At 64.0% G+C, this 13,309-nt stretch carries 13 protein-coding genes and 1 pseudogene; 2 read left to right on the top strand and 12 right to left on the bottom strand.

The features are described 5' to 3' along the window. The first annotated feature begins 41 nt into the window (after nt 1-41). Nucleotides 42-3,065, top strand: a complete 3,024-nt coding sequence (locus KW842_RS05420) for a sensor histidine kinase (RefSeq protein WP_218303028.1) — start codon at nt 42-44, stop codon at nt 3,063-3,065. Here the strand turns inward: KW842_RS05420 and KW842_RS05415 are convergent. Beyond that, nucleotides 3,062-3,433 carry a hypothetical protein gene (locus KW842_RS05415; RefSeq protein WP_218303027.1) on the bottom strand — a complete coding sequence of 124 codons (372 nt, stop codon included), beginning with the start codon at nt 3,431-3,433 and terminating at the stop codon, nt 3,062-3,064. The genes KW842_RS05420 and KW842_RS05415 overlap by 4 nt on opposite strands. Nucleotides 3,434-3,549: 116 nt before the next feature. On the opposite strand from KW842_RS05415, the gene KW842_RS05410 reads away from it, so the two are divergent. Next, nucleotides 3,550-4,236, top strand: coding sequence for a hydrolase (locus KW842_RS05410; protein ID WP_218303026.1), 687 nt, complete (start codon nt 3,550-3,552; stop codon nt 4,234-4,236). Here KW842_RS05410 and KW842_RS05405 read toward each other — a convergent pair whose 3' ends face one another. The 11 genes and pseudogenes from KW842_RS05405 to KW842_RS05365 all read right to left on the bottom strand — a co-directional run bounded on the left by KW842_RS05405 (nt 4,237) and on the right by KW842_RS05365 (nt 13,289). Further along, nucleotides 4,237-4,860 (bottom strand): response regulator transcription factor, encoded by a 624-nt coding sequence (locus KW842_RS05405; RefSeq protein WP_218303025.1) that lies wholly within the window; start codon nt 4,858-4,860, stop codon nt 4,237-4,239. Next, nucleotides 4,839-5,579: a sensor histidine kinase gene (locus KW842_RS05400; RefSeq protein WP_218303024.1), complete on the bottom strand. Its 741-nt coding sequence runs from the start codon at nt 5,577-5,579 to the stop codon at nt 4,839-4,841. The genes KW842_RS05405 and KW842_RS05400 overlap by 22 nt, the downstream gene beginning before the upstream one ends. A 128-nt stretch (nt 5,580-5,707) precedes the next feature. Further along, nucleotides 5,708-6,550, bottom strand: coding sequence for an alpha/beta fold hydrolase (locus KW842_RS05395; protein WP_218303023.1), 843 nt, complete (start codon nt 6,548-6,550; stop codon nt 5,708-5,710). 114 nt (nt 6,551-6,664) lie between these two features. Further along, complete coding sequence (locus KW842_RS05390; protein WP_218303022.1) at nt 6,665-7,288, bottom strand: response regulator transcription factor; 624 nt, start codon at nt 7,286-7,288, stop codon at nt 6,665-6,667. An 84-nt stretch (nt 7,289-7,372) separates the two neighbouring features. After that, nucleotides 7,373-7,828, bottom strand: coding sequence for a TonB-dependent receptor domain-containing protein (locus KW842_RS05385; protein WP_218303021.1), 456 nt, complete (start codon nt 7,826-7,828; stop codon nt 7,373-7,375). Next, nucleotides 7,716-8,015 carry a hypothetical protein gene (locus KW842_RS27855; RefSeq protein ID WP_373925137.1) on the bottom strand — a complete coding sequence of 100 codons (300 nt, stop codon included), beginning with the start codon at nt 8,013-8,015 and terminating at the stop codon, nt 7,716-7,718. The genes KW842_RS05385 and KW842_RS27855 overlap by 113 nt, the downstream gene beginning before the upstream one ends. After that, nucleotides 8,012-8,476, bottom strand: coding sequence for a hypothetical protein (locus KW842_RS27850; RefSeq protein WP_373925138.1), 465 nt, complete (start codon nt 8,474-8,476; stop codon nt 8,012-8,014). The genes KW842_RS27855 and KW842_RS27850 overlap by 4 nt, the downstream gene beginning before the upstream one ends. Nucleotides 8,477-8,552: 76 nt before the next feature. Continuing rightward, nucleotides 8,553-8,951, bottom strand: a pseudogene (locus KW842_RS27845) (TonB-dependent receptor plug domain-containing protein); the annotation flags it as partial. A 68-nt stretch (nt 8,952-9,019) separates the two neighbouring features. Beyond that, nucleotides 9,020-10,303 carry an amidohydrolase gene (locus KW842_RS05375; protein WP_218303019.1) on the bottom strand — a complete coding sequence of 428 codons (1,284 nt, stop codon included), beginning with the start codon at nt 10,301-10,303 and terminating at the stop codon, nt 9,020-9,022. A 13-nt stretch (nt 10,304-10,316) separates the two neighbouring features. Beyond that, nucleotides 10,317-12,563: a TonB-dependent receptor gene (locus tag KW842_RS05370; RefSeq protein ID WP_218303018.1), complete on the bottom strand. Its 2,247-nt coding sequence runs from the start codon at nt 12,561-12,563 to the stop codon at nt 10,317-10,319. A 135-nt stretch (nt 12,564-12,698) separates the two neighbouring features. Continuing rightward, nucleotides 12,699-13,289: a malonic semialdehyde reductase gene (locus KW842_RS05365; RefSeq protein WP_218303017.1), complete on the bottom strand. Its 591-nt coding sequence runs from the start codon at nt 13,287-13,289 to the stop codon at nt 12,699-12,701. Nucleotides 13,290-13,309 lie beyond the last annotated feature (20 nt).

Genomic DNA, 13,309 nt, shown 5'->3' with positions numbered 1-13,309 from the left:
GATAGGTTTTTACATTTTACGTTTTGGTCTATGATGAGCGCATGGCAAAAATTCGTTACTTTTTATGCCTGTGGGCTATGTTATTGGGTGCGCCGGCCAGCTGGGCGCTGGACCCCAAGGTAGACCTCAGCGACTACCATCACGATATCTGGACCGGCAAGGACGGCGCGCCGGCCGAAGTGTCCAGCATGGCGCAGACCAGGGACGGCTGGTTGTGGATCGGCAGCAGCAATGGCCTGTTCCGTTTCGACGGCGTGCGCTTCCGCCGCTTTGAAGCCTTGTCCGGCGAGGTGGCGGCCAGGCGGCCGATCACCGCCCTGAAAGCGCTGCGCAATGGCGACCTGCTGATAGGCTATATTTTTGGCGGCCTCAGCCTGCTGAGCAATGGCCATATTACCGATTATCCCTCGCACATCGGCCCGGACCTGATGGGGCCGGTGCTGAACGTCATCATGGATGAGCAAGGCGTGGTCTGGGCGGCCACCACCAATGGGCTGCTACAGCTGCGGGACGGCGCCTGGCGCAATGTCGGCCCGGAATTGGGGCTGCCGGAAGGCCGCGTGTCCAACATCATGCTCGACCAGTACCAGCAGATCTGGCTGGCTGCGGGCGAGCAGCTGGTGGTGCTGGAGCGCGGCGCCACACACTTCCGCACCGTGCTGCGGGGCTACAGCACGGTCAATTTGACTACCTCGCCTGACGGCCGTCTGTGGCTCGACACGCACGGCAAACTGATCACTGTGCCGGCCCAGCATCCTGGTCCGCAGTTGCCGCGTCCCGACTGGATGGCGCAGGCGGAAGGGCAGGAAAGCGGCTGGTTCGACCGCGATGGCAATTACTGGACCTTGGCCTGTCCCGGCGTGTGCCGCACCGACGGCATCGGCAATCAGGCGAGTTCGGTGTATTCGCCGGCGGTCCAGCCGGACAGTCAGCTGGACCAGCCATGGCAGGTCAGCAATCTGACCGGCAATGTGGTGTTCGAGGACCGCGACGGCAATGTGTGGATAGGCACGCAGGCCGGCGTCGAGCGCTTCCGCAACAACCGCCTGACCAGGGTGCAGATGCGCGGCGGCGAGCGCTTTTTTACCTTTGCGCGCGATGCGGCGGGACAAGCCCTGGTCTGGGCCAAGCCCACCAACGAGCTGTGGCGGCTGCAGCCGGATGGCACGGCGGTGCTGCTGGAACGCGGCCCCGAGAGCAACTTCGGCGTGCTGTCCAACGCGCCCGATGGCGCGCTGCTGAAGGCCGGCGCCGACCATATCGAACGCCGCCTTGGCGAACAGGTGGAAACGATAGCCTATCCGGACGGCCTGCGCGGGCCGGGCGGCGTGGAGGCCACCCGCATCATCGGCGACGGCCGCGCGCTGTGGCTGTCGGTGTCGCGGCGCGGCAGTTACCGCTGGCTGGACGGGAAGTGGACGCCGCAGGCGGAACTGGGACTGCCGAACGGCATCGCGTTTGCCGCGCCCGGCGGCCCCGGTGTGATGTGGTTCGGTTATAACGACGGCCTGGTGCTGCGCTATGACAATGGCCGGATGCAACGCTATCCGCCGCAGGCTGCGGGCGATGTCGGCCCGGTCACCTTCATTCATGGCGGGCCGCAGGTGCTGATCGGCGGCAACGAAGGCATCGCGGTACTGGACGGCGCGCAATTCCGCCGCATCCAGGTGCAGGATGGCGAGGTACTGTCGCGCGTGTCGGGCATGGTGATCTCGGCCAACGGCGACCGCTGGTTCAATGGCAGCAAGGGCGTGGTGCATGTGCGTGCGGCGCAATGGCAGGCGGCGCTGGCGCACCCGCAGGCGCCGCTGGAATACACGCTGTACGGCGTACTGGACGGCTATCCCGGCTTTGCCGCCACCGCCAACCGCTCGCCGAGCGCGATTGCCGATGCGCACGGGCAGTTGTGGTTTGCCGGTGTCAGCGGCATCGCCCGGCTGGACGCTACGCGAACCTATCCGGCACTGCATCCGCCCGAGGTCAAGATCGAGACGCTGGTATCGCAGGGTAAGCGCTACCTCGATTTCATGCAGCCGGTGCTGCTGCCAGCCGGCGCCACCTCGCTGCGCATCGAATACACGGCGCTGAGCTACAGCATGCCGGAAGGGCTGCATTTCCGCTATCAGCTGGAAGGCGTGGACGCGGGATGGCAGGATACCGGCACGCGCCGCGCGGTGTCCTACACCAATCTGGGGCCGGGCGATTACCGCTTCCGCGTGGCGGCGGTCAACCAGTTCGGCCAGTGGAGCAAGGAAGAGGCGGCGATCTCGGTGCGCATCCTGCCGAAGTTTACCCAGACGCCGCTGTTCTACGGCCTGTGCGCGCTGGCGGCGGCGGGGCTGCTGTATCTGCTGTACCGGCTGTGGCTGCGCCAGGCCACGCTGCGCATCACCACCCGCGTGGCCGAGCGGGAACGCATCGCCCGCGCGCTGCACGACAGTTTCCTGCAAAGCGTGCATGGGCTGACGCTGAGCTTCCAGTCGGCGCTGGGCGGCTTGCCGGCCGACTCGGCCGCGCGGCGCAAGATCGAGCGCATGCTGCTGATGGCGGACAAGGTCATGGAAGAAGGCCGCAACGAAGTGCAGGAGCTGCGCTCCGGCGCCATGGGCGACGGCGACCTGGAGCACGGCCTGAGATTGGTTGGCGAGGTGCTGCAGGAAAGCTATCGCGCCGTGTTCACGCTGCGCGTGCTTGGCCGCCCGCGCGTGCTGGAAGAACAAGCGGCGTGCGAAAGCTACAGCATCGGCAGGGAGGCGCTGATGAACGCCTTCCGCCATGCGGACGCCGGCTCGATCGAGGTGACGCTGCACTACGCGCCCGCGCAGTTCGTTTTGCAGGTACAGGATGACGGCAAGGGCATCTCGCCGGAGGTCATCAGCAAGGGCAGCGCCGGGCGCTGGGGCGTGACAGGATTGTTCGAGCGCGCCACCCGCATCGGCGGACAGCTGACGCTGGATAACGTGGAGACTGGCGGCACGCTGGTGCGGCTGGTGGTGCCGGGCAGGTGCGCCTATGCCGGGCAGCCGCGCTGGAGGCGCTGGCTGCCGCGCCGTTTTAAGGATTAAATCTGTGCCAGCAGTTTGCGCACGGCGCCGTGTGCCATCACCAGCTCAGGGCCGTCGTGCAGCAGCGCGTTGTATTTGGTGCGGAATGCCTGATCGCCTTCCTCGCAAGGGCCGATCAGCATTTCCAGCGACTGGCGGAAAGCCTTGGCTTCCTGCGGCGTGACCGGCTCGGCGTCGTCCAGCCGTTCATCGATCTGCGCCATCAGGCCGGACAGCTTTTGCAGCCAGGCAAAATGTGGATGGTTGGTGATCAGCTGCAAATGCTCCAGCGGGCTGCCGACGGCGCCGAAGTACTGGGTTTCCAGGGTGATCAATTGCTTGTGCAGGTCGCGCAGGGCGCGGCTCAGTTCGGTGAGTTGTGTCTTCATGATGGAGCCATCTTAGCAGACCCAGGGTTAGCGCGGAGCCTACATTTAGATGAGTAGTTTTTAGCGCGGCCGCCGCCTAAGATGACGTTTCCTTTTACACCACATGGAAACCCATCATGAGCAATCCGAAATTAGAAGTGCTGACACCGCACAACAGCCAGCTGATCATCATCGATCACCAGCCGCAAATGGCGTTTGGCGTGCAGTCCATCGACCGCCAGGTGTTGAAGAACAATACCGTGGGCCTGGCCAAAGCCGCCAAGGTCTTCAATATCCCGACCACCATCACCACCGTGGAAACCGAATCGTTCTCCGGCCATACCTATCCTGAACTGCTAGACGTGTTCCCAGGCAAGGACATCCTGGAACGCACCTCGATGAATTCGTGGGATGACCAGAAAGTCCGTGACGCGCTGAAAGCCAACGGCAAGAAAAAAGTCATCGTGGCCGGTCTGTGGACCGAAGTCTGCAACACCACCTTCGCCCTGTGCGCCATGCTGGAAGGCGACTACGAAATCTACATGGTGGCCGATGCCTCCGGCGGCACCTCGAAAGAAGCGCACGACCAGGCGATGGCGCGCATGGTGCAAGCCGGCGTGGTGCCGGTGACCTGGCAGCAAGTACTGCTGGAATGGCAGCGCGACTGGGCGCACCGCGACACCTACGATGCGGTCATGGCCATCGTACGCGAACACTCCGGCGCCTACGGCATGGGTGTGGACTACGCTTACACCATGGTGCACAAAGCGCCGCAGCGTACGACCACCGAGCACAAAACGCTGGCGCCGGTCCCAGCCAAGTAATCAAAACACGCTGAGCAAGCCGCGCCGGGCCGCCACTGTGGCGGCCTCGGTGCGGCTGGCCACGTTGAGCTTGGCCAGAATGTTGTTGACGTGGAATTTCACCGTGCCGACTTCAATGTCGGCGCTGCGCGCGATCATCTTGTTGCTCTTGCCGGTGGCCAGGTGCGCCAGAATTTCCAGCTCGCGGCGCGACAGCTGGCTGCTGGCCTTGCGTTCGGCCAGCTTGACGGCCACGGCGGCCGGCAGGTAGCGCTGGCCGCTGGCGACGGTGCGCAGGCAATCCACCAGTTGCTCCGAAGCGCCATCCTTCAGCAGATACGCTTTGGCGCCGGCCCGCAGGCCGCGATACACGTCTTCGTCACCCTGGTAGGTGGTAAGGATGACGATGCTGGCGCTGGCGTCATCGGCGCGGATCTGCTCGATGGCCTCGACGCCGTTCAGGCGCGGCATGCTGAGGTCCATGATGACCACGTCCGGCCGGTGCTGGCGGTAGAGCGCCACCGCCTGCACGCCGTCGGTGGCCTGCGCCACCACGCGGAATTCGGGCATTGCACCCAGCAGCGAGCTCAGGCCCGCCAGGATCAGCGGATGGTCGTCCGCGATCAGGATCGAGATGGGGTCCATAAGGTGTACTCCTTGAAACTGAGATGAAAAACAGCGCCATGCGGCAGGCCGGCTTCGCTCCAGATGCACCCGCCATGAGACTGGACGATGCCCTGACAGATCGCCAGGCCCATGCCGGTGCCGCCTGGCCGGGTGGTGAACAATGGTTCGAAGATGCGCGCTGCCAGGCTGGCGGGAATGCCGGGGCCGTCGTCGCAGACGCTGATGCGCAATGCGTCATCCACCAGCGCGGAACGCAGCGCCAGCGCGCGCGGGCGATCATGCACATCCTTCAGCGCCTCAATGGCGTTGCGCAGCAGATTCATGACCACCTGCATCAGCTGCACGCGGTCGGCAAATAGTTGGTAATTTCCTAGCGTAAATTCTTCGCCGAGGCTGATGGCGTGCTGGCGCAATTCGCCGCGTAGCAACTGCAATACATCGCGCAACACATCGTCAACGATCAGCCAGTCGCGCTCGGGCTCGGCCTGGCAGGCCATGCCGTGCAGGCTGCGCACCATGGCGCTGGCCGCCACGCTGGCTTGCAGCACCACTTGAAGGGCGGCGCGCGCCTGGTCCAGCCGCGGAGGGTCGTGGTCCAGCCACTTCATGCAGGCTTCCGCGTTCAGCGTCACGGCCGCCAGCGGCTGCTTTACTTCATGCGCGATCGACGCGGCGAACTCGCCCAGCGCGTTGAGGCGCGCCGGACGCAGGTCGGGGGAGGGCTTGCTGCTGGCCATGCTGCGGCTCCTTGGATGGGGACAATACGCATCATGCAGGATAGGCCAGAGGAGGGAAATACGGCAGATTTGCAAGAAGCGGCTTACCCTATCGGGTTAGTCGCTTCTTGCTTTAGGTTAAGACTGGCTTAGGACTTGAGGAAGGCCAGCAGGTCTGCGTTCAGTTGGTCCTTGTGGGTGGTCGGCAGGCCGTGCGGTGCGCCCTGGTAGACTTTCAGCGTGGCGTTTTTCACCAGCTTGGCGGCCGCCTTGGCCGAGGTATCGATCGGCACGATCTGGTCGTCGTCGCCGTGCACGATCAGGGTAGGTACGTCGATTTTCTTCAGGTCTTCGGTGAAGTCGGTTTCCGAGAACTGTTTGATGCAGTCAAACGCGCTCTTGATGCTGCATTGCATGCCCTGGCGCCAGAAAGCCTCGCGCACGCCGGCCGATTCCTGAGCACCGGCACGGTTGTAGCCGTAGAACGGAATGGTCAGGTCCTTGAAGAATTGCGAACGGTCCTTCAGCACGCCATCGCGGATGCCGTCGAACACCGACAGCGGCAGGCCGTTCGGGTTGTTGTCCGATTTGACCATCTGCGGCGGCACGGCGCCGACCAGCACGGCTTTCTTGACGCGCGCGCTGCCGTGGCGGCCGATGTAGCGGGCCACCTCGCCGCCGCCGGTCGAGTGGCCGACCAGCGTGGCGTCCTTGATGTCCAGCGCGTTCAGCAGGGTGGCCAGATCGTCGGCGTAGGTGTCCATATCGTTGCCGCCCCATGGCTGGCTGGACTGGCCGTGGCCGCGGCGGTCATGGGCGATCACGCGGTAGCCCTGGCTGGCCAGGAAAATCAGCTGGTCTTCCCATGCGTCGCCATTCAGCGGCCAGCCGTGGCTGAACACCACCGCCGGGCCGCTGCCCCAGTCCTTGAAATGAATGCGGGTGCCATCTTCCACGATGACGCTATCGACCGTCAGTTTGCTGTTCGACATGAGCTACTCCTATGTGAGTGGATGAGAATACGACAGGGGCAGTGTAAGCAGCGCACGCCAGGAACACCCCTGCCAAAAGTTGGGTTGGTACTTAGGGGATAGTTCGGGAATCGTTCAGTTCAGGTGCACCAGGCCGCGTTTGGCCGCCACCATTGCTGCCTCGGTGCGGGTGCAGACATTGAGCTTGCTCATGATGCTCTTGACGTGGAATTTGACGGTGCCGACGCCAATGCCGGCGGCGCGCGCGATCACCTTGTTGCTCATGCCGGTGGCCAGGTGGCAGAGGATGTCGCGTTCGCGCGGCGTCAGCTGGTTGCCGTGAATGCGGCTGGCCAGCTTGACCGCCAGTTCCGGCATCATGAATTTCTTTCCTTGCAGCACCGAGTGTATGCATAGCATCAGGTCATCCAGCTGCGCGCTTTTCAGCATATAGGCGTGCGCGCCGGCGCGCATGCTGCGGTCGGCGTCGTCCTCGCCGTCATGGCCGCTGAGAACGATGACCTTGGCGTCGGGATGCTGGGCGCGGATGCGGCCGATGGCCTCCACGCCGTCGCAGCCCGGCATGTTCAGGTCCATCAGCAGCAGGTCGGGCTGCAGGCGGCCGCACATTTCCAGCGCCTGCTGGCCGTCGCTGGCCTGGCCCAGCAAGGTGAATTTGCCGTCGGATTCAATCAGCGCAGCCATGCCGGCGCGGATCAGCGGGTGGACATCGGCGATGAGGACGGATGCGGTATTCATGGGCGGGCTCCAGTGGAAGAAGTGATGCAGCCATTCTCTGCAACCTGGCCCGCCCCGTATAGTTATACCTTGGTATAGGCGCGCTTACCAGCGGTATGCAGCCGACACGATCACCTTGCGCGGCTCGCCATAGAAGCAGCGGTACGGACAGGCGGTGATGAAGGTCTTGTCGCTCAGATGGCTGATATTGAGTGCCAGCCGCCACGCACCGGTGCTGTAGCTGGCCATGGCGTCGAGTACGGTGTAGTCGCCGCCATGCATATCGTGCCATTGGCTGGTGGTTTCGCCGACATGGCGTCCGCCCGCGCCCAGCTTGAGCTGCGGCAGGCCGAACGCGGCCAGCGTGCTGTCCGCCCACAGCGCAACCTGGTGCGGCGGAATGCCACTGGTACGCTTGCCGGTTTCTTCCGGATAGAGCGGGCTGGCCTTAGTGGTCTTTGCATCGGTATAGGTGTAGGTGGCAAGAACCTGCGCATCGCGGCCGATGCGGCCTTTGGCTTCGAGTTCGACGCCGCGCGAGCGTACCTCGCCCTGCTGCATCTGGTAGCGTGGATAGGCAGGATCGTCGGTCAGCACATTGGTAGACCACGCCGGCGCGGCCAGTGGTGGCCGAGCTGCGTTCGCCGGCGACACCGCACACACTGGCGTCGAAATAATCGCACTGGTCCTGGCGCACCTTGTCGTGACGGCCGCCAAGCAGCAGCACCCATTTATCGGCAATCTTCATCTGGTCCTGCTCGTACAGGCCAAGCTGGCGGGTCTTGGTGCGGGCGCTGATCGACAGTTGCGGTGCGCCGATTTCATGTGGTAGCGGCGCAGCCGGTGCTGCAGCTTGAGCTGATCGCTGAACGCATGTTCCAGCAGGTAGCCCAGCGAGTAGCGGTCGAGGTCGAAGTGGTCGTAGCCCGGCTCGCCGGTGAAGCGGGTGCGCGGGATCGGACCGTTGCGGTTGGGCGCTACCGTGCCGGCAGCCGGCAAACCATCGCCGCCGTAAGCGCTGCGGTCGCGCTGCACCTCGGTCAGCAGCGTCAGGCTGGTGGCGGCGTTCGGTTGCCATTCCAGTGCTGCGATGTAATCGCGCTTGTCCTGGATGAAGCCGATGGCGGTATCGCTGTCGCGCTTCAAGCCGGTCAGGCGATAGCTCCAGACGCCTTCTTCCGACAGCGCGCCGGCAAAGTCGGCGGCCACCTGCTTGCGCTTGAATGAACCCAGTTCCTTTCAGTACCTCGATACGTTCCAGTCCATACGGTTCCTGCTGGCCGTCAAAGCGGTTGCCCTGGTAGCGCATGCCGTCGCGGAAGGAGGTGGGGATCATGAAACCGCGCAGCATTACCTCGTCGCCGGTACGCTCGATATACGGCGCGCGCGCCGCGCCGACCGAATAGGCGATGGCATCGGTCAGGCTTTGCGCCTTCAGCGTTTCGATCTGCTCGGCGCCGATGATGGTCAGCGACTGTGGTGTTTCGAGGATGGGCGTATCGGTCTTGGTGCCGCTGGCGCTGCGCTTGGCCACATAGTCCTGGACCGGGCCTTCGGCGTTTTCCTGATTGGCCGAAACCGCGATCTGAGGCAGGGGGGTATCGGTCGGGGCAGGCAGTTCGGCGGCGCTGGCGCTGGTGGCCAGGAACAGACTGGCCTGGATGGCGCTGGAAATATTTCTCATGGGGCTGACTTAAGTGGGGCGGAACGTATAAGACGTTCCGGCCCACTGTCTGTTTAGTCAGCCCGCCTTCAACGTGCGCTGTAGGCGGCAATCAGGCCGGTGAATGCCCGCACGCCGACAGCGATCACGCTGTCATCCGCCAGGAAGTGCGGCGAATGATTCGAGGCTGCTGTCGCCGGATCAACGCCGTCCGGTGTCGCCCCCAGGCCAAAGCTGACGGCGGGAATGCGCGAACTGAATTCCGCCATGTCGTCGGCCGCGTACACGCCGTTGGCGACTCTGACCTCGCCAGTGCTGGAGGCGGCTTTCAGCACCGGCAGCAGGCGATCAACCAGTGCACTGCTGTTGGCGCCGGCCGGATAGCCGCCTGGCAGTACCTTGAAGTCGGCGCTGGCGCCCACGCTCTCGGCATTATCCTTGAAGCTACGTTCCAGCCGCGCCACCACGTCATCGCGCTGCGCCCTCGTGACGCTGCGGATAGTGCCCTCCAGCCGCACTTCGCCGGGGATGATGTTCTGCCGTACACCGCCTTCGATCTTGCCGATCGAGATCACCGGCGCCGGCAGCGACAGATCCGACTGGCGGCTCGGTATGGTCTGTAAGGCCAGGATGGCTAGCGCCGCCGCCGGCACCGGATCGACACCGCGCCATGGCGCCGCCGCGTGCGTGGACTTGCCGATGATGCGGGCGACGAAGATGTCCGACGCCGCCGTAGTGCGCTCACGGCTGACCGAGATGGCGCCGGCCTTGCCTGCGCCGACGTGGGTCGAGAAGAATACTTCCGGTGTTGGCGCGTTCAGTACGCCTTGCTTGATCATCAGCGCGGCGCCGCCTTCCTCGCCATCCGGCGCGCCTTCCTCGGCCGGCTGGAAAATAAACTTGACCGTGCCTTTCAAGTGCTTGCGGTCGGCCGCCAGCACTTCCGCCACGCCGAGCAGGATGGCAATGTGGATGTCGTGGCCGCAGACGTGGGCCACGCCGACCTGCTTGCCGTTGTATTCGGTCTGCACCCTGGAAGCGTAAGGCAGGCCGGTCTGCTCGGTGACGGGTAGTGCATCCAGCTCCGAGCGCAGGCCGATCACCGGGCCGGGCAGCGCGCCTTTCAGCACGCCGACCACGCCGGTGCCGGCAATGCCGGTCTGAACTTCCAGCCCCAGCTTGCGTAGCCGCTCGGCCACCAGCGCCGAGGTGCGGGTTTCACGGTTGCCCAATTCGGGATGCTGGTGGATGTCGTGGCGGATGGCGATCAGGCCGGGCGTGGCGGCGGTGATCAGGCGTTCGATTTCCGGCGAGGCGGCATTGGCCAGCACGGGTGCGGCCAGCAGCGCCGCAGCGATAAGTTTCAGTTTCATGGTGTCCTTTCAATTACCAGCGGTAGGTGGCGCTCAGGCCGAAGGTGCGCGGATCGCTGTTGGAGTAGCCAACCACGTTGTTACCGTAAGGGATGGCGTTGGTCTTGTAAAAGCGGCCCGTCACGTTGTTGACGTAGACGGTCAGGTTGACCTTCTTGCCCGGCGGCAGATATGACAGCTTCAGGTTGCCGACCGTGTACGGCTGCTGGATGTAGTTGGGATCAGTCTCATTGGTGGTGACGAAGAAGTAGCGGCTGCGGTAATTCCAGTTGGTTGAAAACACGGCTTCGCCGCCGTTCGACAGCGGCTGGCGGTACTCGCCGCCCAGCAGCACATTGGTGTGCGGCGCGCGGCCGAATTCGTTACCGGTATAGACGCCGTAATCGGTGTATTTGCTGCGCAGCAGGCCGATTGCCGCGTTCAGGCGCAAGCCTTGTGCGACTTGCGCCGCCAGCTCGAATTCCGCGCCGCGCGCCTTGGCGCCAGCGCTGTTGGTCAGGCGTGAAACCGGACCAGTCGGCGTGCTGACCACCTGGTTCAGTTGCACGTCCTTGTAGTCGTAGTAGAACACGGTGACGTCGGCGGTGACGCGGTTATCCAGCCAGGCGGTGCGCAGGCCGGCTTCGCCGGACGTCAGGTATTCCGGGCTGACGATGGCGGTGGTGGCCTGGGTGGTGACGCCGCCGTTGTAGCCGCCGCCACGGAAACCCTTGGCCGCGCGCAGATAACCAGAAACATCGGGCGTGAATTTGTATTGCGGCGTCAGATCCCAGGTGCCTGCCTTCCAGGTGTTATCCGCATTTTGTGTGGCGGTGGTGGCCAGGGTGGACGATACCGAAGAACGTTGCCACCACTGTTCGGTATTCCGGTACGTGACGGCGCCGCTGTTGGCCACGCGGTTGAGTGCGATCTCCTTGCTTTCCGACGTCCAGCGCAGGCCGCCGGTCAGGTTGAAGCGGTCGCTAAAGTTATAGGTGGCGCTGCCGAATAGCGCATAGCTGCTGGTGTCCTGGTGCAGGCTCAGGTTGTTGAAGGCGCTTGGAATGGTGCCGGCCGGCGCGGGCAGGGCGCTCACGCCGGGCAGGTTGCCGGAGGAGCTGTTGTTGTCCAGCTTCTCCTTGAAATAGTGCAGGCCGGCGATCCAGTTGAACTGATCGCTACGCGGTGAGGCCAGACGGATTTCCTGCGCAGCCTGGCGGGCGGCGATTTCCGCGTGGCTGCGGCTGATTTCCAGTGGTGAGGCGTCGCCGTCGCCATTGGTGGTGCGCGCCACGCGCTCGTAGGAAGTAATCGACGTTAGCTCGTTGCGGCCCAGGTTCCAGCGCAGGGTCAGCGAGGCGCCGCTGTTACGCAGTTTATCGCTGGTCGGCGCATTGGTGGCGATATCGGCCGTGCCCAGTCGCGGCAATACATAGCCGTACAGATTGGTGCCGCCGGCTCCCAGGCCCAGGCCTTGCAGCGCATCGCCGCTGCCGTGGTAGTCGCGGCCGTGGATATTGAACAAGGCTTGCAGGTCCGGCGAGATGTTTGCCAGCAGTTGCAGGCGTACCAGGTGGTCTTCTTCTTTCTTGCCGGTCTTGGTTTTCTGGAAGGTGTTGTCGGCGTAGCCGTCGCTGCTGTCGCTGTAGACCGAGATGCGGCCTGCCAGCACGTCTTCCTTGAGCGTGCCGCCAGCAGCCGCTTCAACGATGTGGGCGTGATGGTTGGCGACCTCCGCCTTCACATAGCCTTCTGGTTTGAAGGTCGGCTTGTTGGTGGTGAAGGCGACCGCGCCGCCGGTGGTGTTCTTGCCCCATAGCGTGCCCTGTGGACCGCGCAGCACTTCCACCTGGCGCAGGTCGAACGGTGGGCTGCCGCTGAGCAGCGGCGAATTCAGGTATACCTCGTCGATGTAGAAGCTGACCGGCGACACCAGATTGGCCGACTGGTCGCCGCTGCCGATGCCGCGTATCCACCAGCGCGTGCGCACGTGGCCGTCATTGGTCGGACCGGAGGCGTTGGGCACCAGGTCCATCACGCCGCCAGCGGAGAGGTTGCCGCCGCCTTCGCGCAAGTCCTTGCCGCTGATGGCGGAAATGGCGGCCGGTACGTCGCGCGCCAGTTCATTGCGCTTCTGTGCAGTGACGGTGATGGTTTGCAGGGCGGCTGCCTCGCCGTTTTCGGCGGTATCCGCAGGTTCGGCGGCGTGACCGAAGGCGCTCAGCGCGCTCAGGGCGGCCAGCAGGTGCAGGTTGATGGTGGTACGTCGGGGCTTGTGCATCGTTGCTCTTCCTTTTGGTGTGTGGACAGATATCTGTCTGCAACTTGCATGCCGGAAGAAAACGATGTTTTTTGCTGCGGAGGCCGCAGTGTGTGCGTGCTTTGCAACAGTATGTTGTTGCAGAGCACGCAGAAATCACAGCAGTGTTACGGCCTGTTCAAAATTCAGCCGTGGGCTGCGGGCGAACAGCGAGGCGGGATCGCCATAGCCAAGGTTGACAATGAAGTTGACTGCGTGGCCACCGTCGGCGAAGAACTCGGCATTGACGGCGTTGGCGTCGAAGCCGGATAGCGGACCGGCGTCCAGTCCCAGCGCGCGTGCCGCCAGGATCAGGTAAGCGCCTTGCAGTGAGCTGTTGCGCACGGCGGTCGGCTCCACCAGCGCCGGGTTGGTTTCAAACAGCGGCTTGGCGTCGTAGGCAGGAAACTGCTCCGGCAATTGGTCGAAGAAGCGTTTGTCGTGGGCGATGATGACGGTGGCCGGCGCAGCGATGGTCTTGGCGCGGTTCTTATCCGACAGTGCCGGCGCCAGGCGCTGCTTCGCCTCGGCGCTGCGCAGCACGATGTAGCGGGCCGGCTGGGCGTTGAAGGCTGTAGGACCCCATTTGAGCAGGTCGTACAGGGCCTTGATGGTGTCGTCGTCGATGGCTTGCGGGAGGAAATTGCTGTAGCTGCGGGCGCTGCGGAACAATTGGTCCAGCGCCGCGTCATTGAGGATGGCGGACAAGATGACTCCTTGGTTGCGGG

Source organism: Duganella sp. sic0402 (genome assembly GCF_019219065.1).
Classification (GTDB): domain Bacteria; phylum Pseudomonadota; class Gammaproteobacteria; order Burkholderiales; family Burkholderiaceae_D; genus Rugamonas.
This window is presented reverse-complemented; position numbering and strand designations above follow the sequence as displayed.